The organism is Mesorhizobium subarcticum, assembly GCF_055456085.1.
Genome location: NZ_CM144237.1, coordinates 2,092,538 through 2,113,041, shown reverse-complemented (window position 1 = coordinate 2,113,041; position 20,504 = coordinate 2,092,538). Strand labels below are relative to the sequence as shown.

The 20,504-nt window shown below is 62.1% G+C and carries 23 protein-coding genes; 11 read left to right on the top strand and 12 right to left on the bottom strand.

What is annotated here, in order from left to right:
• The first annotated feature begins 90 nt into the window (after window positions 1-90).
• On the top strand, window positions 91-1,662 hold the full coding sequence (locus ACZYHG_RS10330; protein ID WP_464613694.1) for an alkaline phosphatase family protein: 1,572 nt from the start codon (window positions 91-93) through the stop codon (window positions 1,660-1,662).
• A 48-nt stretch (window positions 1,663-1,710) separates the two neighbouring features.
• On the opposite strand, the gene ACZYHG_RS10325 is transcribed toward ACZYHG_RS10330, so the two are convergent.
• Window positions 1,711-3,009: a PRC-barrel domain-containing protein gene (locus ACZYHG_RS10325; protein WP_464613693.1), complete on the bottom strand. Its 1,299-nt coding sequence runs from the start codon at window positions 3,007-3,009 to the stop codon at window positions 1,711-1,713.
• A gap of 285 nt (window positions 3,010-3,294) precedes the next feature.
• Between ACZYHG_RS10325 and ACZYHG_RS10320 the strand changes: the two genes are divergently transcribed.
• Window positions 3,295-4,215 (top strand): diacylglycerol/lipid kinase family protein, encoded by a 921-nt coding sequence (locus tag ACZYHG_RS10320; RefSeq protein WP_464613692.1) that lies wholly within the window; start codon window positions 3,295-3,297, stop codon window positions 4,213-4,215.
• 29 nt (window positions 4,216-4,244) lie between these two features.
• Here the strand turns inward: ACZYHG_RS10320 and ACZYHG_RS10315 are convergent, their stop codons facing one another.
• Complete coding sequence (locus ACZYHG_RS10315) at window positions 4,245-4,418, bottom strand: hypothetical protein (RefSeq protein WP_464613691.1); 174 nt, start codon at window positions 4,416-4,418, stop codon at window positions 4,245-4,247.
• A 155-nt stretch (window positions 4,419-4,573) separates the two neighbouring features.
• On the opposite strand from ACZYHG_RS10315, the gene ACZYHG_RS10310 reads away from it, so the two are divergent.
• Window positions 4,574-6,106, top strand: a complete 1,533-nt coding sequence (locus ACZYHG_RS10310) for a sensor histidine kinase (RefSeq protein WP_464613690.1) — start codon at window positions 4,574-4,576, stop codon at window positions 6,104-6,106.
• Window positions 6,107-6,128: 22 nt separating this feature from the next.
• Here the strand turns inward: ACZYHG_RS10310 and ACZYHG_RS10305 are convergent, their stop codons facing one another.
• From ACZYHG_RS10305 to ACZYHG_RS10295, 3 genes are all read right to left on the bottom strand, one after another.
• Entirely contained in the window at window positions 6,129-6,593 is a 465-nt protein-coding gene (locus tag ACZYHG_RS10305; RefSeq protein WP_464613689.1) for a hypothetical protein, read from the bottom strand.
• Window positions 6,594-6,603: 10 nt separating this feature from the next.
• Window positions 6,604-6,930 carry an ElaB/YgaM/YqjD family protein gene (locus ACZYHG_RS10300; RefSeq protein ID WP_069090305.1) on the bottom strand — a complete coding sequence of 109 codons (327 nt, stop codon included), beginning with the start codon at window positions 6,928-6,930 and terminating at the stop codon, window positions 6,604-6,606.
• Window positions 6,931-7,121: 191 nt separating this feature from the next.
• Window positions 7,122-7,883 carry a Crp/Fnr family transcriptional regulator gene (locus ACZYHG_RS10295; RefSeq protein WP_464613688.1) on the bottom strand — a complete coding sequence of 254 codons (762 nt, stop codon included), beginning with the start codon at window positions 7,881-7,883 and terminating at the stop codon, window positions 7,122-7,124.
• A 149-nt stretch (window positions 7,884-8,032) separates the two neighbouring features.
• On the opposite strand from ACZYHG_RS10295, the gene ACZYHG_RS10290 reads away from it, so the two are divergent.
• The gene (locus ACZYHG_RS10290) at window positions 8,033-8,413 is read left to right on the top strand and encodes a response regulator (RefSeq protein ID WP_464613687.1); all 381 of its coding nucleotides are present in this window, start codon (window positions 8,033-8,035) and stop codon (window positions 8,411-8,413) included.
• A gap of 39 nt (window positions 8,414-8,452) precedes the next feature.
• Here the strand turns inward: ACZYHG_RS10290 and ACZYHG_RS10285 are convergent, their stop codons facing one another.
• Window positions 8,453-9,004, bottom strand: a complete 552-nt coding sequence (locus tag ACZYHG_RS10285; RefSeq protein WP_027031435.1) for an RNA polymerase sigma factor — start codon at window positions 9,002-9,004, stop codon at window positions 8,453-8,455.
• Between the two features lie 3 nt (window positions 9,005-9,007).
• Window positions 9,008-9,211: a NepR family anti-sigma factor gene (locus tag ACZYHG_RS10280; RefSeq protein WP_027031436.1), complete on the bottom strand. Its 204-nt coding sequence runs from the start codon at window positions 9,209-9,211 to the stop codon at window positions 9,008-9,010.
• Window positions 9,212-9,432: 221 nt separating this feature from the next.
• Here ACZYHG_RS10280 and ACZYHG_RS10275 point away from each other — a divergent pair, with 221 nt between their 5' ends.
• From ACZYHG_RS10275 to ACZYHG_RS10250, 6 genes are all read left to right on the top strand, one after another.
• The gene (locus ACZYHG_RS10275; protein ID WP_027031437.1) at window positions 9,433-10,227 is read left to right on the top strand and encodes a response regulator; all 795 of its coding nucleotides are present in this window, start codon (window positions 9,433-9,435) and stop codon (window positions 10,225-10,227) included.
• A gap of 205 nt (window positions 10,228-10,432) precedes the next feature.
• Window positions 10,433-10,597: a DUF1328 domain-containing protein gene (locus tag ACZYHG_RS10270; protein ID WP_027031438.1), complete on the top strand. Its 165-nt coding sequence runs from the start codon at window positions 10,433-10,435 to the stop codon at window positions 10,595-10,597.
• A gap of 187 nt (window positions 10,598-10,784) precedes the next feature.
• Complete coding sequence (locus tag ACZYHG_RS10265) at window positions 10,785-11,819, top strand: sensor histidine kinase (RefSeq protein WP_464613686.1); 1,035 nt, start codon at window positions 10,785-10,787, stop codon at window positions 11,817-11,819.
• Between the two features lie 111 nt (window positions 11,820-11,930).
• On the top strand, window positions 11,931-12,107 hold the full coding sequence (locus tag ACZYHG_RS10260; RefSeq protein WP_464613685.1) for a hypothetical protein: 177 nt from the start codon (window positions 11,931-11,933) through the stop codon (window positions 12,105-12,107).
• Window positions 12,108-12,263: 156 nt separating this feature from the next.
• The gene (locus ACZYHG_RS10255) at window positions 12,264-12,590 is read left to right on the top strand and encodes a hypothetical protein (protein WP_464613684.1); all 327 of its coding nucleotides are present in this window, start codon (window positions 12,264-12,266) and stop codon (window positions 12,588-12,590) included.
• 83 nt (window positions 12,591-12,673) lie between these two features.
• Window positions 12,674-12,919 (top strand): membrane lipoprotein lipid attachment site-containing protein, encoded by a 246-nt coding sequence (locus tag ACZYHG_RS10250; protein WP_027031441.1) that lies wholly within the window; start codon window positions 12,674-12,676, stop codon window positions 12,917-12,919.
• Window positions 12,920-13,001: 82 nt separating this feature from the next.
• On the opposite strand, the gene ACZYHG_RS10245 is transcribed toward ACZYHG_RS10250, so the two are convergent.
• From ACZYHG_RS10245 to xylF, 4 genes are all read right to left on the bottom strand, one after another.
• On the bottom strand, window positions 13,002-14,627 hold the full coding sequence (locus tag ACZYHG_RS10245; RefSeq protein ID WP_464613683.1) for a CHASE domain-containing protein: 1,626 nt from the start codon (window positions 14,625-14,627) through the stop codon (window positions 13,002-13,004).
• A gap of 166 nt (window positions 14,628-14,793) precedes the next feature.
• Window positions 14,794-15,594 (bottom strand): ATP-binding cassette domain-containing protein, encoded by an 801-nt coding sequence (locus ACZYHG_RS10240; RefSeq protein ID WP_464613682.1) that lies wholly within the window; start codon window positions 15,592-15,594, stop codon window positions 14,794-14,796.
• A 13-nt stretch (window positions 15,595-15,607) separates the two neighbouring features.
• Entirely contained in the window at window positions 15,608-16,960 is a 1,353-nt protein-coding gene (locus tag ACZYHG_RS10235) for a sugar ABC transporter permease (protein WP_464613681.1), read from the bottom strand.
• A gap of 140 nt (window positions 16,961-17,100) precedes the next feature.
• The gene (xylF, locus tag ACZYHG_RS10230) at window positions 17,101-18,141 is read right to left on the bottom strand and encodes a D-xylose ABC transporter substrate-binding protein (protein WP_464613680.1); all 1,041 of its coding nucleotides are present in this window, start codon (window positions 18,139-18,141) and stop codon (window positions 17,101-17,103) included.
• A gap of 271 nt (window positions 18,142-18,412) precedes the next feature.
• On the opposite strand from xylF, the gene ACZYHG_RS10225 reads away from it, so the two are divergent.
• Entirely contained in the window at window positions 18,413-19,660 is a 1,248-nt protein-coding gene (locus tag ACZYHG_RS10225) for an ROK family protein (RefSeq protein WP_464613679.1), read from the top strand.
• Between the two features lie 154 nt (window positions 19,661-19,814).
• Here the strand turns inward: ACZYHG_RS10225 and phoB are convergent, their stop codons facing one another.
• Window positions 19,815-20,504, bottom strand: a complete 690-nt coding sequence (phoB, locus tag ACZYHG_RS10220) for a phosphate regulon transcriptional regulator PhoB (protein WP_006328038.1) — start codon at window positions 20,502-20,504, stop codon at window positions 19,815-19,817.

Sequence of the window (20,504 nt, the reverse complement as noted above, 5' to 3'; positions counted from 1 at the left end):
TCACCAATTGGCTAGTGCAGGTGGCCTTGCGCCGTTGCCGGAAATCGGTTCCATGAGCTGCATTCGAACATACAGCGAAAGGTGTCGCGAGTGACAGGAAAAGCCAGGCGCCCCAACGTTCTCCTGATCACCTGCGACCAGTGGCGCGGTGATTGCCTGTCTGCCGCCGGCCACCTCGTGGTGAAGACACCGAATGCCGACGCACTGGCCGCCGAGGGCGTGCTGTTCAAACAGCATTATGGCGGCGCGGCACCTTGCTCGCCGGCGCGCGCGTGCCTCTACACCGGCCTCTACCAGATGAACAACCGCGTCTGCCGCAATGGCTCACCGCTCGATGCCCGTCACGGCAACATCGCGCAGCATGCGCGCAAAACGGGGTATGACCCAACCTTGTTCGGCTACACCGACGTCTCGCTCGATCCGCGCCTGCTGGCGCCTGATGATCCGAGGCTGAAAAGCTATGAGGGCGTGCTGCCCGGATTCACAGTGCGCCAGCTGCTGCCGGAGCATCAGAAACAGTGGTTGTCCTGGCTGAAGCTGCAGGGCATCGATGCCAGCGCCGGATCCCCGGACATCCACCGTGCCGTGGACGAAGATGGCCACGTCGATGGCGTGACCGAGGCACCGCCAATCTATTCAAAAGACCATACGCCAACGGCTTTCATGGCGGGTGAGTTCATCCGCTGGCTAGGCGAGCAGGAACAGGCCACGCCGTGGTTTGCGCATCTGTCCTTCATCAGCCCGCACCCGCCCTTCATCGTGCCGGAACCCTTCAACACACTATACGATCCAGCCGACGGCCCCGCCTTTCACCGCGCGGAGAGCTGGCGGGCCGAAGCGCAGAGCCATCCCTATCTCGCTTATGATCTCAGCAGGAAGAAACGCGCGAACTTCCGCCCGGGCGCCGCAGGCAAGGTGCACGACTGGAGCGAGGATGATTTCCGCCGCATCCGGGCGATCTATTACGGCATGATCTCAGAGGTCGACGCACAGCTCGGGCGGATATGGCAGTCGCTCAAGGCTTCAGGCGCGTGGAACGACACAGTCATTGTCCTCACCTCGGACCACGCCGAGATGATGGGCGACCATTTCATGCTGGGCAAGGGCGGCTATTTCGACGGCAGCTACCACATCCCGCTGATCATTCGCGATCCACGGCATCGCAAGGCTGCGGGCAGCACGGTCGATCGCTTCACCGAAGCGGTAGACATCTTGCCCACGCTTATCGACCTGCTTGGCGAGGCGCCTGAGCCGCATCTCGACGGATGCTCGCTGAAACCATTCCTGAGCGGCGGGACCCCCGCTATCTGGCGAGATGCCGCGCATTGGGAGTTCGATTTCCGCTCGATAGCGGGCGGCGAGCCTGAGCAGCATTTCGGCATTGCCTCGCGCCAATGCAACCTGGCTGTCATCCGCACCAAGAAATTCAAATACGTGCATTTTGGCGGCGGCCTGCCACCCTTGCTTTTCAACGTCGAGGCAGACCCTGGCGAACTGATCAACCTCGCCAACAGCCCCGCGCATCTGTCCACCCGCCTGGAATTCGCCGAGCGGCTTCTCGCTTGGCGGGCCGAACATCTCGACCAGTCACTGGCGCTGGCGGAGTTGACGGAAAATGGTGTCGCCGGCCACGTCGCCGGCCTTCCTCCTCACCTGACATGAAAAAGCCCGCGCCGTTGTCGGCGCGGGCTTTTCACCGGCTGAACAAAATTACTGCACGATCAAACGCTGCTGGTCGCGCTTCTGCGCATAGCTGCCCTTGTCATAGGCGGTTTGCGCCTGAAGCTGCTCCTTGGTGAAGGTCGTATAGAGATACTTCTTGCCATCCTTGTCGGTCATGAATTTGAGATTATCCAGGCCGACAGCGACTTCCTTCGCGCCGATGCCGAGGAACCCGCCGACATCGACGATCACCGCATCGGTCTTCTTGTCAGGCGTCAGCACGACATCGCCGATCTCGCCGACCTTGGCGTCATTGGCGCCATAGACGGTGGTGCCCTTCAGGTCGTCGGCCCTGATTTCGCCAATCGGCATCGCGGTCAGCGTCGACTTGTCGATGGCGGCGGTCTCCGTCTGGTCGGGCGCCGAGGCGTCGGGTGCGGCCGGAGCTGCAGCGGTCTTGTCGGCCGGGGCGGCGGCAGGAGCGGTTGCTGCCGGAGCACTCGACGCAGTGGTTGCCGGCACCGGATCATAAGCCTTACGGTTGAAGTCCGGCTGTGCCGTCAACTCTTCCTTGGTGGTCTGGGCCACCAGCCAACGGTCGCCATTCTTCTCGGCCCACTGTGCCTTGCTGAAATCATAGGTGACATTCTTGGCGCCGAGACCAAGGAAGCCGCCGACGCCGATGACCAGGGATTCGGCCTTGCCATCCTTGGTCAGCACGATGTCGTTGACGCTGCCGATGTTCTGGGCGTCATCGCCGGTGCCATTGTAGACGGTTTCGCCGATTATTTTGGTGGCGAGATTGCCATCAGCGCGCTTGACAGGCTCGGCTGGGGCGGCGGCTGGCGCCTGTGCTGTATCCGTCGTCGCGGGCGCCGTAGGGGCTGACGCGTCGGTGGAAGCGGCAGGCGCCGGTGCCGGATCGTAAGGCTTGCTGTCGAACTCCGGATGCGCCGTCAGTTCGTCCTTGGATGTCTGGGCCACCAACCAGCGGTCGCCGTTCTTTTCGGCCCACTGCAGCTTATCGTAGTCGAAGGCGACATTCTTCGCCCCGACGCCCAGAAAGCCGCCGACGCCGATGACGACGGATTTCGCCATGCCATCCTTGTCGAAGACGACATCGCTGACCTTGCCGATGTTCTCGGCGTCATCGCCGGTGCCGTTATAGACGGATTCACCAATGATGTTGGTGACGATACTGCCTTCCGCGTGCGGCACAGGAGCGGCTGCGGCCGGCTCCTCAACAGCGGGGGCGGCGGCAGGGGCTGACGTCGTCGCGCTCTGCGCGAAGGCACCGGTCGCGATCAGCGTTGCAAGTGCGGTCGTGGCTAAAAGGGTGCGTATCATGATAGTCTCTCCTGGTGCGTGATTTCGTGCACGCCGCGTCCGGTTGAACCGTCGCTGGGGAAGATCGGGCGCGGCATCTCTACGGGTTCACAACGTCGTGACCATGCTGTTGTTCCGACAAAATTGGCGAGGATTTCCCGGCCAAAAAACCCGGAGCGGTTGTGCGGCGATTGAAGAACACGCGCGGAATTGCACCCTTCCAAAGGAACCTTTCCTGCATCGCCACGTTTCAGCCTGCGGCTGGGTTTTTCCGGCCTGTTTTGGGCTGGCATAACGGAGCGGGGCATGAAATTCGCGGCGGTGCTGAACCGGGACGGCGGCACCTTGCGCAGCACTGACCTAGCCGCTTTTTCCGACAGGATGTATCAGACACTGGAGGCGGCGGGCCACTCGCTGAGCATCGATGTGGTTGCAGGCAAGGACGTGGTGGAAACCCTCGACAATGCTGCTTCGCGCCCCGCGGTCGATGTCGTGCTGGCCGGTGGCGGTGACGGAACCATTTCGGCAGCGGGTGCCAGGCTGATGGGCAAGAAAAAGGCGCTCGCCATACTGCCGGCAGGCACCATGAACCTTTTCGCACGTGGCCTCGGTATTCCGCAGTCGCTCGATGCAGCACTCGAATCCTTTGGTGACGGAGAGATCATCGCGGTCGACATGGCCACGGCCAACGGCCGGCCCTTCATCCACCAGTTTTCGATCGGCATGCATGCCAGGATGGTGCAGCTGCGCCAGAGGATGGAATTCGGTTCGCGCCTGGGAAAGATCGGCGCCTCGGCCAAGGCCGCATGGGAAACGATCAACAATCCGCCGGCAATGAACGTTACGCTTGGCATCGGCGAAGCAGAGATGACGGCGCAGATATCAGGCATCGGCGTCACCAACAATCTGTTCGGTGAAGGCCATCTGCCCTATGCGGACAACCCGGCGGGCGGCGTGCTTGGCATCTATGTCACGGTGGCGCAGCAGCGCGCCGAGCTGATGAAATTCCTCTTCAACATCGCGCGCGGCAAATGGCGCGACAACGAACATGTTGAAATCCATCAATCCGATCGGACGGTCCTGAAAATCCACTCCGGCAGCAGGAAGTTCCGCGCCGTCATGGATGGCGAGTTGGTCAGGCTCGAGCGGGAGACGACGATCGAAATTCGGCCTGGCGCGTTGAATGTCCTGGTGCCCGCCAGAGTTGCGGAGGCAAAGGCTGCCTGATGCAATCTCGAACGATGATGGCCGAAAATCTAGCCACGCGGCGCACTTCCTTGTTCTGTCGCTGGCGTTTTGGCCGTTTGGCCATAAATTTCAGCGATGCCCCAGGCCGCGATAGCCAGAAGAAGCGCGGCAATCAGGATACGAAGGCCGTGCCAGCCCCATCGCCCCTGACGCGCTTTGTCCTGCGGAATGATCTTGGTCATGGCCGGTCCTTGTTTCGTTTTGTACCTGTTCGCGTGCTCGGTAAAACACGGTCGGGTAACGGTTCCTCGTTAGGATGGTTCCGGCAAAGCCGACCGGCCGCGGCCTGGCGAAGCGGCAAAACGGCAAAGGCCGGCACGGACATTGGGGCACTGGGGTGAATAGCAAGGCGGACATAGGGGGCAGCCTGCCGGCTGAAGTGGCGCTTGCCGTCAATGGCAAGGACCGGCTGGCCGTGCTGCACGGGCTGGAGATGCTGGATACGGCGGCCGACCCGGATTTCGACCGCATCAGCAGCCTCGCCGCCACGGTGATGCAGGCACCGATCGCCCTGGTCACGCTCGTCGATCTCGAGCGGCAATGGTTCAAATCCTGCGTTGGCCTCGACGAGACCGAGACCGCGACCGACATCTCCTTTTGCGCCCACGCCATCGCCGCCGGCGACGAGCCCATGGTGGTGACCGACGCGACGACGGACCCGCGCTTCAAAGCCAACCCGCTGGTCACCGGCAAGCATCATGTGCGTTTCTATGCTGGCGCGCCGATGGTCGTGGCAGGCGCGAGGATCGGCACGCTGTGCGTGCTCGACCGCGAGCCGCACGCCTTTCCGTCGCAGACCGAGCTCGACCAGTTGAAGACACTCGCCAGCCTTGCCGCCAACCTGTTCACCTTGAAGGAGGCGACCCGCAGCGGCGCCCTCGCCGAGGCAGCACTGGCACGCGAGGAAAAACGGCGCGCCATTGCGCTCGACGCGGCCTCGCTCGCCAGCTGGGCATGGGATATCCGCACCGACATGATCGAATGCGATGTCCGGCTGTCGGAACTGTTCAACCTGCCGCGCTCGACCCGGCTTCGGGCGCGCGACATCCTGGGCGCCATCGATCCGCGCGACGTCTACCAGACCGAAACCCGCTTTCGCGATGCCCTGTCCGGCAGTGACGACTATTTCGGCGAATACCGGGTGAAAGGCTTTCATCCGCCGCGCTGGATAGCCACGCGCGGCCGCGTCATCGAGCGCGATGGCGACGGCAAGCCGACACTGATCTTCGGCGTCAACTACGACATCTCCGAGCGCAAGCTCGGCGACGAGCGGCAACGGCTTCTGCTGCGCGAGCTCAACCACCGCGTCAAGAACACGCTGGCGACCGTCCAGGCGCTGGCGACGCAGACCGTGCGTCATGCCCGTCAGCCGAGCGAATTCCTCGAGGCTTTCGGTGCCCGGCTTCAGGCCCTTGGCATCGCCCACAATCTCCTGTCCGACCGCGAGTGGCGCGGCATCGGCATCCGCGAACTCGTCCAGATCGAGATCAGGCCCTTTGACGCCGCCGACCAGCCGCGCATCACAATCTCCGGCGCCGACCTTTTGCTGTCGCCCGACCAGGCGGTCGGCCTTGGACTTATCCTGCACGAGCTGGCCAGCAACGCGCTGCAATATGGATCGTTGTCGGTTTCATCGGGCAAGGTTGATCTGGACTGGAAGGCACAAGGCAAAAAGGACGGCCGGCGCCTGGTGCTCACCTGGCGCGAGAGCGGCGGCCCGGAAGTCGCCCCGCCCGAGCGGCACGGCTTCGGCTCGATCCTCATCCGCCGCAGCCTGGCCAAGGTCATCTCAAGCGAGGTGACCCATGAATTCCGGCCGGAAGGCGTCTTCGCCGAAATATCGATGCCGCTGGAAGATCTGTCGAAATGACCCGAAAGCGGGCCTTGCGGACTCACTTCCTGCTGTCGACATCCGTATCGTCGCTGCGCGGTTTCACGTTCTCGCGGTAAATGGCATAAGCCGCAAGCGCGGCAACCGGCCCGAGTATGACGCCCAAGCCGGTTTTGCCCTTGAGAAGGGTCGGCAGCACCGCGAGCGCTGCCGTAATGCCGATCGCCGTCATGTCCGACTTTCGGCGCTCCGCCCGACGCCTGGCGCGCGACCCGGCCGATATCTGGTAAATCAACAGGATCAGGCCCGCGAGAACCAGAAAACCGATGCCAAAACCCAGAGCCGCGGCAAACGACCCATAGCGAAAGGCAGCCCAGATGTAGGCAGCGCCAATGAGGAAGCCGAGACCGCACAGCGCGGCAATTGTCGCCAGCACATAGATGATGGCCGCCGTGCGCGCGCGGTGCATGGCGGCCAAGGTCTCGCCAGAAGCGAGCCCCGAGATCAGGGACGCGAACATTCCCATTTTTTCGCGACTAGCGACGCGCGAGCAGCGCGAAGAGGAAGCCGACACCGGCGGCGATCGCCAGCGACGTCACCGGCTTTTCGCGGACATTTGCCAACAACTGCGCCTCGATGTCCTTGGCACTGCCGCGAAGGCTGTCAAACGCAGCCTCGCCCTGCGCGCGCAATTGCTCGACACCTTCGGTGGCCGCGCGGCGCGCTGTGCCATAGCCATGTTCACCGGTCTTGGCCAACTGCTTGGTGAGCTTGTCGATATCAGCCTTCAACTGCCGGATGTCGGCTTCGAGATCCGAATTCGCCCGCGCTTCGTTGGCGGTCTTCCCTGCGGCGGTTGCCATTGCTTAACTCCTTGTGATTGTTCGATTTCAAACGCGCCGTGCGTCTCAAGGTTCCGATATCGGGATAAACTAGAGCAACTGGAGAAAAAGTGTGAAGCGGTTTTCCGTCCGGAGTTGCGTCAAAAGAAGAGATAGAGCCCAAAACATGGGCGTACGCACCAGCCGCCAATCAATGGGCGAGAGGTGCGTCTTCAGATCAGTGGCCTGCGGCCCTCGCCCAGCCCTTCCCAGCCAGCAAGCTGCTTGAGCCCTTCAATATCGACGACCTCGCAGCCGCCGTCGCGCCATAGGATCAGCTTGCGGTCCATGAGCTTGCGGATCGTCTTGTTGGTGTGAACCAGCGACAGGCCAAGCGTGTCGGCGATATGCTGTTGCGTGATCGGTATCTGGATGGATTGCTTCCCGTTCAGTCCGACAACCTTGGCACGGCTGGCGATGAAAGCAATCAGATAGGCGGCGCGCTCGATCGCGCTGCGCCGGCCGACACTGAGCAGGTTTTCGTCCAGCATCCGTTCTTCACGCGATGCGATCCAGGTGATGTCGTAGCCGAGGCCCGGATGGCTGCGGTAGAGCTCATGCAGATTGTCGCGCTCGAAAACGCAAAGCAGCATTGGCGACAGGGCCTCCACGGAATGCTGCATTTCCCCCATGACACTGCCTTGCAGTCCGATGAGATCGCCGGGCATCAGGTAATTGAGGATCTGTCGGCGACCATCTGGCAACAGCTTGTAGCGGAACGCCCAGCCGGACAACACCGTGTAAAGGTGGGCACTATGGCTTCCTTCCACGAGGACCGTTGCGCCCTTGTCGACCGCGAGTTCGCCCTTCTTGAACCTGCTGATGAAAGCCAGTTCCTCTTTCTCGAACTCCCGGAAAACCGGCAAGGGCCGCAACGGACAATTCTCGCAAGGATACTGGCGACCCGAAAAAGCGCGCCCATTCTGCCCTGGCATTTCGACCCCTCTTCGAAAGCCTGCCGGTCAGCAGGTCCATTTAAACGTTTTGCCGGGATCGGAGTTCCGGGGTTGAAGGCATGTCTTTTTTAAATGACAACACGCGCAATAGCGATCATGACTCCGGGCGTTTCAAGGAGCCTTCACCTGTGCCCACATTGCTTGACGGATTGCGGATTCTTGTGCTGGAGGACGAATTCCTCATCGCCATGGATGTCGAGCAGCTTTGCCGTGACCACGGCGCACAAGAGGTGGTGATCGCCCGCGACCTGACAGAGATTGACGACCGAAAAGTCGCAACGCAATTCGACGCCGCCATCGTCGATCTGATGCTGGGCGGCACCTCGACGCTGGAATTCGCCGCCGGCTTGCGCGAAACAGGCATGCCTTTTGTGTTTGCCTCGGGATATTCGGATGCGGACGAGATCAGGACATCCTTTCCCGGGGTGAGGCTGGTGACCAAGCCCTATTCCGGGGAAGATCTCGTCGAAGCGGTGGCCGCGGCTTACGGACGTGGCTCTGCTGTTTGAGATCAAGCGGCCGGCCCGGATCTTATCCGGGCCTTCTCGTCAACGCGCGGCGGTGCCTGTCACCTGAGCCGAGATCGCGTCGGGACCATATTCGTCCTCGCCGGAGATCTTCAGGATTTCCTGCAGGCGCGTGCGCGCCCTGGAAACGCGGCTCTTGATCGTTCCGACCGCGCAACCACAGATTTCGGCGGCCTCCTCATAGGAGAAGCCCGATGCGCCGATGAGGATGATGGCCTCGCGCTGGTCTTCCGGCAATTGCTCAAGAGCGCCACGAAAATCCTTGAGGTCCAGTTGGCCGTGCTGGGCCGGATGCACCGCGAGCCTGGCCGTCATGATGCCGTCGCTGTCTTGCACCTCGCGACCGCGCTTGCGCATCTGCGAATAGAATTCATTGCGCAGAATGGTGAAAAGCCATGCCTTGAGATTGGTGCCGGGCTGGAAGCTCTCATGCTTGTCCCAGGCCTTGACCAGCGTTTCCTGAACGAGGTCGTCGGCCTTGTCGGCATTTTGCGTCAGCGACACGGCAAAGGCCCGCAAGCTCGGGATTGCCCCAAGCAGATCGGTCTTGAAGCCTTGGGAGACCGCGGCCATGCCTCAGTCCTTCTTCTGTGCGGGTTCGGTCTGTTCCAATTGGCTGAGCAATTGGGCAAAGCGATCCGGCACATCGTCGGAGACAAGCTCGTCGTAATATTGTTTGAGTTTGCGTCCGATTTCGGAGTTGGCCCCAAGCGGGTCGCCAACTCCATTCCGGCGCTTGCCCGCGGCGCCAGCCAAAATATCTTTGGTCATATCCTTCATTTTGCCCTTATATTCCCAGCACCCAGGCCGCTCATATCAACTCAACACAAGGCAAGCGGCACCCTCGTCTGGTTGCCCATCCCGACACCAAACGCCGGTCCGGCCTTTTCGTTCCATCGGGGCGGAACTTTTTCGGAAAAGCCGCGTTGTATTAGCGGGGCTTGCAATCAGCTTGACCTGCAATCCAGGCAATAACGTCATTCTGAGGGAGACGTCTTACCATGAGTTTATCCGCCACCATCGCGCCGCATCTGCCGTTCCTGCGCCGCTTCTCGCGCGCTGTCTCGGGATCGCAAGAGAGCGGCGACGCGCTGGTCGCCGCGATGCTCGAAGCCATCATCGCCGATACCGATATCTTCCCCGAGGCATCGACGGACCGTATCGCGCTCTACAAGGTATTCGCCAAGCTGTTCACCTCGGTCGCCATCCGCGTGCCCCAGGAGCAGGCGCAATCGGCGTGGGAGCAACGCGCCGCCGCCAATCTCAATGCGATCGCGCCGCTTCCCCGCCAGGCCTTCCTGCTGGTTGCCGTCGAAGGCTTCAGCGAGGACGAGGCGGCCGAGATTCTCGACGTCGGCGACCAGCAATTCTCCGAGCTGCTTGCCCAGGCAAGCAATGAGATTTCCCGCCAGGTGGCGACAGACGTGCTGATCATCGAGGACGAACCGCTAATCGCAATGGACATAGAAGAGATGGTCGAGAGCCTCGGCCATCGCGTCGTTGGAACGGCGCGCACCCATGCCGAGGCGGTGACGATGTTCGGCAAGACGCGGCCGAAGATGGTGCTGGCCGATATCCAGCTCGCAGACGGCAGCTCGGGCATCGAGGCGGTCAACGAAATCCTGTCGTCAACCTCAGTGCCGGTGATCTTCATCACCGCCTTTCCCGAGCGCCTGCTGACCGGCGAGCGCCCCGAGCCGGCTTTCCTGGTGACCAAGCCGTTCAATCCCGACATGGTCAAGGCGTTGATCAGCCAGGCGCTGTTCTTCGACCGCCAGGCGAAGGCCGCCGCATAGTTTCGTTGCTTTTAGCAGGAACATACGATGTCAAAGGCCGTTCGATGTGATGCATCGCGCGGCCTTTTGCAACCGGACCATCATCCCTGAATTTCGAGGCGCGCTCCGCCTCTAACGGTTTGCAAGCATCGTCTTTTTCGGCAAAAAGGTGGAACAAACCGCATCCACTCACGTTTTCATCGCACCATTCGGAAGGAGATGAACCATGCTTTACTGGGCGCTCGTATTTCTCGTCGTGGCAATCATAGCCGGCGCGCTTGGTTTCGGCGGCATCGCCGGCACATCCGCTGGCATAGCGCAGATATTGTTCTTCATCTTCCTCGCTTTCCTGGTCATCTCGCTCCTCGCCGGCCTGTTCAAACGGGCGTGAGCGAACGTAGATCCGAGCGAACACTGGAAGCCGCACCCCTCAAACGGTTTCCAGCCACCGCCGGGCGGTATCCTTTAGGGGACGCCGTCCGGCGGACCGCTTTAGGGACAGTTTTCCGGGGAAATTTCATTTGGGAACCCATTCGACAGTAAGCCGTTCAGCCTGAGTTGGGTGGACAGATTGATCAATGCGCTCCAGGACTGACGATAAATCGGAAGGCGCGCGGAGCGACGAAGTCATCGCCCTGCATCCGGCAGAGAATGGCATGCAGCTTGGCCGGGCTCTTCTCCACGCATTGCACAATGCCGGCATTTCCGTCCTCTATCAGGATCGCGAAATGAAGACCGTATGGGCTCGCAACATGCGTGCGCCCTGGGTATCGGACAGTGCTGATGGCAATGGCATTTTGCCGATGGCGCAGGCTGACCGCATCGCCGCCGCCAAGCGCGATGTGATCGCCACCGGCAATCCGGCGCGGCTTGAGATCAGTGTCCCGGTCGAGAACGGTGTCCGCTGGTTTCAGGTCTGGGTCGATGCCGACCACGGCGACGCCGGCGACGTGCAAGGTGTCGTCACCACCATGGTAGAGACGACCGAGCAGAAGCGGCGCGAACAGACACTGACGACGCTGCTGCGCGAGGTCAGCCATCGCTCGAAGAATCTGCTGGCGATCATCCAGAGCATCGCGACCCAGACCGGTCGTTATTCCGACGGCATAGCCGATTTCCTGACGCGTTTTCGCGGCCGCCTGCAGTCGCTGGCCTCCTCCCAGGATCTGGTCACATCTTCCAACTGGCGAGGTGCCGCACTTCATGAACTGGTGACGAGCCAGGTTGGCCGCTATGGCACCAACACATCGCACAGCCTGCGCTTTCGGGGCGCCAACCCCTATCTCAACCCCAATGCCGCGCTGCATATCGGCCTGGCGATGCATGGCCTTGCCGTCAACTCGGTCAGCTACGGCGCCCTGTCCCGGCCGGATGGATACGTCGAGCTGACCGCCGATCTGAACACCGCGGCAACCGGCGAAGTTGCCTTGTCGCTGACATGGGCAGAAACCATAGGGGACAGTGGCGGCCGGGCGAATCAGAAGCGCTTCGGCAGCGTCGCGCTGGAGCGGGTGGTGCCGGCGTCGCTGAGCGGAACCGCAAGCCTCGACATCGCGGACGGCCACCTCGAATATCGCCTGGTCGTTCCACACAGCAATTTCGAGACGCCGTGAGGCCTGCGGCAAGCAACGATCCTTAACCGGCTGTTCACCATAGGAGCGGATGCTGTTTTACCCAGATACCGGTGGAATCCCTTGGATTTCGGCACGGTGTGGGAGGAGCACTTGAGCGTCGCCGACATGAACAGACTGGAACAGGCCGCTCGTATTTCGATGGGCGAATTCCAGGATCCCGAGGCATCAGCGGAACCGCTTTCCTCACCGCACCACGGTCTGCTGTGGGGCATCGCCATGGCGGCTGCCGCGACAATTCTGCTGATCGCCCTCTTCCAGCTGAGCTGAGCTGAGCTGAGCTGAGCTGAGCTGACCGAAATCCCGCCTGCTGGCAGCAGTGCTCGGTGTTAACCGCTTGCAGCGCTGACATTATTCGCTCGCCACACCGGTCGGTCAGGAACTTTTGGCCGGCATATGTCGTTGTTGTGGCGAGAGGACGTCGCCATGGAACACATCGCTGCATTGCTGCTGGTCATTGGCTGCTCGAACACGATGGCCGACTGTCGTGAATTGCAGGTGCCTGTCAGTATCTTCGCGACTGCTGATGAGTGCGCCGCTGAGCGGCCGTTCGCGATGGGTGACGTGCAGGGACAGGCGCGGCATATCGTTGCCAGATGTATTGCTGTCGATCCCGCGCTCGAGGATGATTACGACCAGATCGTCTGGAAGGTGCGCTCCGATGGAAACCTTGACGCATCGCTTGCGGTTTCCAGTCTCGTCATGGCATCTAACACGATACGCCCAGAAAAAGACTATCTTAGCCAACAATAAATTCGAGCAGCAAAGGCCGCCATTTCGTGCTAAATGACTGCTGGAGCTTACCAAAGTGTGGACACAAAGTGAGGAGTGACTCAATGCGGAAGATGATTATTGCCCTGGTTGCGATGGCAGCTCTCAGCGGTTGCACGAGCACCGAGAAGGACGTGGTTGGCGGCGGCTTGATTGGTGCCGGCGTCGGCGGTCTTGTCGGCGGCGGCAAAGGCGCGCTGATCGGTGCGGCTGTCGGTGCCGGTACCGGCCTGCTGGTCCGCAACCTGCAAAACGGCTATTGCCAGTATCGTGATCGTCACGGCCGGATCTATACGGCTCGCTGCAACTAATTCGGCGATATCAGTCAATCCGGGGACCACTGATCTGGTCCCCGGATTTTCGCCTGATGACCCATTCCGTGAGGGCGCGACGTCAGTCCGTGTGGGGAATTCTTATTTCCACCTTCAGACCATCGACCTGATAATCGCGACTGATCGTGCCGCGCAACTCACGCGTCACGTTAAGGTCGATCAGCTTGGTGCCGAAACCGGTCTTGGTCGGTGGTTCCAGCTTCTTTTGCCCGGATTCTCGCCAGTTCAATGCCAGCGTCCTGTCGCGCCCGCGTCCTTCAAGCGACCAGTCGACCTTGAGCGCGCCTACTGAATTCCCGGCCTCACCATATTTCAGTGCGTTCGTCGCCAGTTCGTGGAAGGTCAGCCCGAGCGCCTGCGTCGTGGTTTCGTCGAGCAGCACCTGCGGTCCCGATAACAGCCCTTCGGGCAGCTCCTTGCCGAACACCTGGCCAAGTTCGATGCGCAGGAGATCGGCGAGATCGGCCTTCTGCCAGCGCGAGCGCGTCAGCATGTCCTGGGAGGCCGCCATCGCCTGCAGCCGGGCCGAGAACGATGCGGAAAACTCGTTGACGTCGGTCGCCCGCGAAGCCGTCTGCCGCGCGATCGCCAGCACCCTGGTGATCGAATTCTTGATGCGATGCTTCATCTCCTGCAGCATCAGGTCCTTGTCGAGCAAGCTCTTTTCGGTCGTCTCGTGCAGGCGTGACGCCGCTTCATAGGCCCGCTCCTGATAGCGCGCCACCAGCGCGATGGCACCGGCCGCAAGCAGGCCGAACAGCCCCAGCATCACTGGAATGGCGCGCGACGACGGCTGCGAGAAAGCGCTGGTCGGCCTGAACAGCACGGTCCACGGCCGGCCGGCCACTGTGATCTTGCGGGTGACCAGCAGCCGGTCGCCAAAGGATGAAGCCGGCGGCGTTTCCGACCGGAACAAGAGATTGTCGCCGTTTGCCACCGCACCGTCATAGACCTCGGTGTTGACCGGCAGCAGCGGCGCGCGGCTCAGCGCGACCTGGAACAGATCCCGGGCCCGGAAGGCCGCGTAGAGAAAGCCCGCGGTCGAGGATCGCGATGCGTTGATGACCTCGGGTGCTGTTTCGACATTGAGCCGCACGAAGACCAGGAAACCAGTGAAGGTCTGCGCCGCACCCGTGCCCTGGCCCAGTTGCACCAACCCGCTCGCGTGCTGCTGGTCATCGGCCATTGCCTGCTCGATCGCCGTGCGCCGCACCGGTTCGCTGAACATGTCGTAGCCGATGGCGGCCTGGTTGGACGGGTCCAGCGGTTCGAAAAGCATGACGGGCGCGCGCCAGGGCTGCGTCGTATCCGGATAGACCGGATGGCTGGCGCCAAAATCGTGGAGGATGTCGCGTTCGACCGCCGCCTCGTCGCCCGTCTTGGCAAGCCCGAGGAAGCCGATGCCGCGCAGGCCGGCGAAATTGTTGTCGATATCCAGCGCATTGAAGAACGCCTTGAACTCGCTCTGGGAGATATCGCCATTGCGGGCATCGAACAGGGCCTGTGTCGACCGCAACAGCGAGAGATGCAGGTCGATCCGGCTCTCGATCCGATTGAGCGCGTCGTCGGCCGCCGCTTCGAACTTGATGCGGGAGGCTTCCTGCGTCGCGAAATAGGCGAACCCCGCCATGGTCATGCTGATCAGCGCAACGGCGATGAACGCGACAATCGGAAAAAGCTTCTTCAACGGATGATGCGGTCCAGATGATGCGGTCCAGGTGCAATACCGGACCTTTATGGGCAAGTCGCCGGGCCAACACAATGGCAAGGCCAAGCCATCGTGATCACTGGCACATCACGTGAGCGGCAAACCGGCCATGCCCGATCAACCCAGGCCGGAGCGCAGACAGGCCTCAGGCGGCGATCTTCAACGCACCCGGCCCGGGAATGGCGCCTGGAGGACATTTACCCAGGATGATCATGCCGAGCACTTCGTCCTGCGTGACATCGGTGGTGCGCGCGGTACCGACGACCTGGCCGTTCTTCATGACGCAGACGCGGTCGGCCAGTTCGAACACATCGTGGATGTCATGGCTGATCAGGAAGATGCCGATGCCATCGGATTTGAGCTGCTTGACCAGTTCGCCGACCTGCGCCGTTTCCTGCGGACCGAGCGCAGCTGTCGGCTCGTCCATGATCAGGATGCGGGCATTGAACAGGATGGCGCGCGCGATCGCCACCGATTGCCGCTGGCCGCCCGACAGCTTGATCACCGGCTCCTTGAAGCGCTGGAAGCGCGGATTGAGCCGGCCCATCACCTTGCGCGCCTCGGCCTCCATCGCAACATCGTCGAGCGTGCCCCAGGCGGTCATCAGTTCGCGGCCGAGGAACAGATTGGCGGCGGCGTCGACATTGTCGGCCAGCGCCAGCGTCTGGTAGATGGTCTCGATGCCATACTTCTTGGCATCGCGCGGATTGGCAATCGAAGCCTCCTCGCCATTGACGAAGATCTGGCCGGCATCGCGCTTGTAGGCGCCGGACAGGATCTTGATCAGGGTCGACTTGCCGGCGCCATTGTGGCCGAGCAGCGCCACGACCTCGCCGGGAAAAAGATCGATCGAGGCATCGTCGACGGCGCGGATGCCGCCGAAAGCGATCGAGATGTTGCGCATATCGACCAGCGCGGTGGCTGCAGGAGCAGTCTTGTCAATCATGGCGGCGCCTCCCCTAAACGCGCTTGCGGTAAACAGTGTCGAGCCACACCGCGATGACCAAAACGGCGCCGACGACGATGCTTTGCAGCGGCGAGTCGACACCAAGCAGCACCATGCCGGACTGCAGCGACTGCATCAAAAGCGCGCCGAGCATGGCGCCGATGATCGTTCCCGAGCCGCCGGCCAGCGACGTGCCGCCGATGACGGCGGCGGCAATGACAAGCAGCTCATCCAACGTGCCAAGCACATTGGTCGAAGAATTCTGCCGGGCCGACGAGATCGCGGCGGCGATCGTCGCCAGCACGCCCATGATCATGAACACCTTCATGGTGATCCAGCGCGTGTTGATGCCGGCGAGATTGGCGGCCTCCGGATTGCCGCCGATGGCGAAGACATAACGGCCGAAACGGGTACGGTTGGTGACGAAGGTCATGATCAGGCCGACCGCGATCGCCATCAGCACCGGGATCGCAATGCCATGCGCGATGAACAGACCGCCCGCGGGCACGGTGATGTTGTTGGCCGCCGCGTAGCGGTTCACGATGCCGATCGGCCAGGGATAGGAATTGGCGAGCCAGACGGCTCCCAGAATGACGGCGCAGGTGACCACGCCGATCAGCGTCTCTGCCCAGATCGGCCGCAGCGGAAAGCGGAAACGCTTGCGCTGCACGCGTCCATTGAACAGCGCAAACACCACCGCCAGGCAAGCGACGATGCCAACGACCCAGCTCCATGTCGCTCCAATCGATCCTGCCGGCCCGCCGCCCATCAGCTGGAAGGTGGCATCCATTGGCGCCACGGTCTGGCCCGAGGTGACCCACCAGGCGGCGCCGCGCCATATCAGCAACCCACCCAGCGTGACGATGAAAGCCGGCACTTCGAGATAGGCAATGATGAACCCCTGAAAGGCACCGATCAGCAGCCCGAGTGCCAGGCCGATGACCAGGGCCAGGACCCAGATCCAAGGATTGCCAAGTTCGAGCCCGACAAACCGCACCAGGAAATGCACTTGCGCAAAGCCCATGACCATGCCGATCACGCCTTCGGCGGAGCCGACGGACAGGTCGATGTTGCGCATGACGATAACCAGCACCATGCCGCAGGCCATGATGGCGACGGCGGATGTCTGCACCGACAGGTTCCACAAATTGCGTGGCGTGAGAAAGGTGCGGCTGTCGAAATCGAGCGGATTGACGCCGAGACGCAGGCTGGAAATGACATGCAGCCCGATCCAGATGATCAGCAGCGCGCCGACCATGCCGAGCATACGGGTATCGATCTCGGTTGCCTTCAGGAACCGCGCCAGCGCGCCGAGTTCCGACGCACGCGCGGTGTCGGCCTGCGGGTTGGACGTCGTATCGGTCATGATTCCTCCCACCGGCTAGCCGTCTGGCGCGGATGCCGAGACCAGCCTAGAAGCTATCCGCCTGACGCGGAAACACAAATCTTTTGAGAAAACGCCGCGGCTTGGGGCCGCGGCGTTTTTATCTTTTCAGGTGGTCAAGTTTAGTTGCAGGCCGCGACGCTGCCGGCGGCGACGCCCGCGCAGACTTCGTCCTTCTTGATCCAGCCGGCGTCGATGACGACCTTGAGATTGTCCTTGGTGATGGCGACCGGGGTCAGGAACAGCGACTTGACGGTGTTGCCGCCAGGCGTCGTGAAGTCCTTCACGCCGGCGATATCGGTCATCTTCTTGCCGTCGGCCAACTGCGAGGCGATCTCGGCGGCATTCTTGCCGAGTTCGCGCGCGTCCTTCCACACCGACACGGTCTGGGTGCCGAGCGCGATGCGGTTCAAGGCGGCATGGTCGCCGTCCTGGCCCGAGACCGGCACGGTGCCGGCGAGACCTTGCGCCGTCAGCGCCGCGACAACGCCGCCAGCAGTGCCGTCATTGGCTGCGACCACCGCGTCCACCTTGTTGTCGTTGGCGGTCAGGAACTGTTCCATGTTCTTCTGGGCGTTGGCGGGCAGCCAGCCGTCCGTATAGGCCTCACCGACATTCTTGATCTTGCCGCTATCGATGGCGGCCTTGAGCACTTCCATCGAGCCCGAGAACAGGAAATCTGCGTTCGGATCGGAGCCCGAGCCCTTGATGAAGACATAATTGCCTTCCGGCTTGGCCTTGAACACCGCGGCGGCCTGCAAGCGGCCGACTTCCTTGTTGTCGAAGGTCAGGTAGAAAACATCCTTGTTCTCGATCAGGCGGTCATAGCCGACGACCGGAATGCCTTCATCCAGCGCCTTCTGCACCGCCGGGCCGATCGCCGAGGCGTCCTGCGCCAGGATGATCAGCGAATTGGCGCCCTGCGAGATCAGGCTTTCGACATCGGTGAGCTGCTTGCCGGGATTGGACTGGGCGTCGGCCGAGATATACTTGTCGCCGGCGGCCTCGATGGCCTTCTTCATTGCGGCTTCGTCGGTCTTCCAGCGCTCTTCCTGGAAGTTGGACCACGAAACGCCGATGACTTTGTCCTTCGCCTGCGCGACCGACACAAGCGTCAGCGACATGGCGACACCCGCCAGGATGGCGGCTGTGAATCTCTTCATTGTATCCTCCCTGCGCCGCGTATGGCGCGACCAAACTGGCCCGAAGGCCGGCACAAAGGCTCTAATTTTTTCGAGCCTCGAAAAAACACTGATCCAACACCGAAACGCTGTCAACATCGATTCTGATGGATTTCGATGTCCCCACGAATTTTTTTCGAGCCTCGGAATAAATAAATGACAGGACGGCCCGCTTCTGCCAGTATTTGGGCGTGTCGTCGGCAGTGTTCGAGGGGCCGGAGGAACCGCGGCGACCGGGAGGATGTGGGAAAGCATGTCGGTCGGAATCCGCCACGACGATCTGCGCCGGCGCAACCGCGCCATGGTGATTGCGGCCGTGCGCCGGGCCGGTCGGCCCTCGCGCACCGAGATCGCGGCGACCACCGGCCTCAGCCACTCGACCATATCGGCGATTTCCTCCGATTTGATCGGCGAAGGCATCCTGGCCGAAGGCAAACCGAGCGAGGCCGGCGCGCTCAAACGCGGCAGGCCGCAGGTCGGCCTCGGCCTCAACCCCGAGGCCGCGGCCGTCATGACCGTGGTGCTGTCGCTGAATTTCCTCTCCGTCGCCGTCATCGACTATGCCGGCCAGGTGGTATCGGAGGAGCAGCGCCGGTTGGACACGCTGACTATGTCGCGCGAGGCGCTGATCGGCGAATGCGTGGCCATCGTGCGGCGACGCCTCGCGGATCCCGACATCGATGTCCGCAGCGTCGCTCGCATCGCGCTGGCGATCCAGGGCATCACCGACACCAAGGCCCGGGCAATGCTCTGGTCGCCGATCACGCCGCAGACCGACATCGCCTTCGCCGACATACTCGAAGCCGAATTCGGCATCCCCGCCACCATGGAAAACGACTGCAACATGATGGCGGTGGCGCTGCGCTGGCGCGATCCCGAACGTTATCGCGACGACTTCATCGCTATCCTGCTTTCGCACGGCATCGGCATGGGCCTGGTGCTGAAGGGCGAGCTGTTCACCGGCACCCATTCCTCGGGCGGCGAGTTCGGCCACATGATCCATCGGCCGAACGGCGCACTCTGCCGCTGCGGACGCCGCGGCTGCGTCGAGGCCTATGCCGGCAACTACGCCATCTGGCGCAACGCAAAACAGCTCGGCGAGGACACCGAGCCGGTCGCCGATGTCAGCGACGCGCAGATGCGGGCCCTTGCCGCCACGGCGCGGGAGCGGGACGGGCCGGAACGCGAAGCCTACCGCAAGGCGGGCGAGGCGCTGGGCTACGGCCTCGGCAGCCTGTTCGCCCTGATCGACCCCGCCCCCGTTGCCATGGTCGGTGTCAGCGCCGCCGCCTTCGACCTGATCGAACCGGCGCTGCGGGAGGCCATCGCCCAGACCGCCGGTGGCCAGCATTCGAAATCGATTTCCTTCGACACCGAGCCGAACGAACTGCCCCTTATCCGCGAAGGCTGCGCCATGCGTGCACTGACCTTCGTAGACCAGGAGATTTTCGCGCCGGGCGCGCAGGGTAAGTCAGGCGTTGTCGGCAAGAACGTTGCCTGAATAACGCGTAGGGATATGTTGAGATTCAAGTCAGGCCGAGTCGAGAATGGTGGGTTCCGAGAACCGGAACGGAGCGGACATTTGGGTCCGTGAGTACCGGAAGCGCAGGAAACTGTCATTCGCAGGCCGGCATCACCTGAATATCAGCATATCCCTAATCTTCCCTGATCGCGTAGCCCGCCCCGCGAATGGTGCGGATCACATCCGGCATGCGGCCATTGTTGACCGCCTTGCGCAGGCGGCCGACATGCACGTCCACCGTGCGCTCGTCGATGTAGATCGTTTCGCCCCAGACATTGTCGAGCAACTGGCTGCGCGAGAACACGCGGCCGGGATGGCGCATCATGAATTCGAGCAGGCGGAATTCGGTCGGCCCGAGCCGGATCTCGCTCTTCTTGCGATAGACCCGGTGTGATTCACGATCGAGCACGATGTCGCCGACCTTGAGCACGCTGGACAGCACTTCCGGCTTGGCGCGGCGCAGCAGCGCCTTGATGCGGGCCATGAATTCCGGCGTCGAGAACGGCTTGACCAGATAATCGTCGGCACCGGTCGAGAGGCCGCGTACGCGGTCGCTTTCCTCGCCGCGCGCTGTCAGCATGATGATCGGCAGCCGCTCGGTCTCGGGCCGCATTCTTAGCCGACGACAAAGCTCGATGCCCGACACCGCCGGCACCATCCAGTCGAGCACCAGAAGGTCAGGGACGTTTTCCTGCAGCCGGATTTCGGCTTCGTCGCCGCGCGTCACCACTTCGACCTGGTAACCTTCCGATTCCAGGTTGTAGCGGAGGAGCACGCCTAGCGGCTCCTCGTCTTCCACCACCATGATGCGTGGCGCGATCAT

What these genes read in the sequence shown, in the direction of transcription:
- phoB (WP_006328038.1), bottom strand. Translation starts at nt 20,504, where the DNA reads ATGATCGCGCCACGCATCATGGTGGTGGAAGACGAGGAGCCGCTAGGC.
- ACZYHG_RS10300 (WP_069090305.1), bottom strand. Translation starts at nt 6,930, where the DNA reads ATGGCAACCGCCGCAGGGAAGACCGCCAACGAAGCGCGGGCGAATTCG.
- ACZYHG_RS10240 (WP_464613682.1), bottom strand. Translation starts at nt 15,594, where the DNA reads ATGATTGACAAGACTGCTCCTGCAGCCACCGCGCTGGTCGATATGCGC.
- ACZYHG_RS10325 (WP_464613693.1), bottom strand. Translation starts at nt 3,009, where the DNA reads ATGATACGCACCCTTTTAGCCACGACCGCACTTGCAACGCTGATCGCG.
- ACZYHG_RS10315 (WP_464613691.1), bottom strand. Translation starts at nt 4,418, where the DNA reads ATGACCAAGATCATTCCGCAGGACAAAGCGCGTCAGGGGCGATGGGGC.
- ACZYHG_RS10320 (WP_464613692.1), top strand. Translation starts at nt 3,295, where the DNA reads ATGAAATTCGCGGCGGTGCTGAACCGGGACGGCGGCACCTTGCGCAGC.
- xylF (WP_464613680.1), bottom strand. Translation starts at nt 18,141, where the DNA reads ATGAAGAGATTCACAGCCGCCATCCTGGCGGGTGTCGCCATGTCGCTG.
- ACZYHG_RS10265 (WP_464613686.1), top strand. Translation starts at nt 10,785, where the DNA reads ATGCGCTCCAGGACTGACGATAAATCGGAAGGCGCGCGGAGCGACGAA.
- ACZYHG_RS10280 (WP_027031436.1), bottom strand. Translation starts at nt 9,211, where the DNA reads ATGAAGGATATGACCAAAGATATTTTGGCTGGCGCCGCGGGCAAGCGC.
- ACZYHG_RS10235 (WP_464613681.1), bottom strand. Translation starts at nt 16,960, where the DNA reads ATGACCGATACGACGTCCAACCCGCAGGCCGACACCGCGCGTGCGTCG.
- ACZYHG_RS10305 (WP_464613689.1), bottom strand. Translation starts at nt 6,593, where the DNA reads ATGGGAATGTTCGCGTCCCTGATCTCGGGGCTCGCTTCTGGCGAGACC.
- ACZYHG_RS10285 (WP_027031435.1), bottom strand. Translation starts at nt 9,004, where the DNA reads ATGGCCGCGGTCTCCCAAGGCTTCAAGACCGATCTGCTTGGGGCAATC.
- ACZYHG_RS10255 (WP_464613684.1), top strand. Translation starts at nt 12,264, where the DNA reads ATGGAACACATCGCTGCATTGCTGCTGGTCATTGGCTGCTCGAACACG.
- ACZYHG_RS10225 (WP_464613679.1), top strand. Translation starts at nt 18,413, where the DNA reads ATGTCGGTCGGAATCCGCCACGACGATCTGCGCCGGCGCAACCGCGCC.
- ACZYHG_RS10250 (WP_027031441.1), top strand. Translation starts at nt 12,674, where the DNA reads ATGCGGAAGATGATTATTGCCCTGGTTGCGATGGCAGCTCTCAGCGGT.
- ACZYHG_RS10275 (WP_027031437.1), top strand. Translation starts at nt 9,433, where the DNA reads ATGAGTTTATCCGCCACCATCGCGCCGCATCTGCCGTTCCTGCGCCGC.
- ACZYHG_RS10295 (WP_464613688.1), bottom strand. Translation starts at nt 7,883, where the DNA reads ATGCCAGGGCAGAATGGGCGCGCTTTTTCGGGTCGCCAGTATCCTTGC.
- ACZYHG_RS10270 (WP_027031438.1), top strand. Translation starts at nt 10,433, where the DNA reads ATGCTTTACTGGGCGCTCGTATTTCTCGTCGTGGCAATCATAGCCGGC.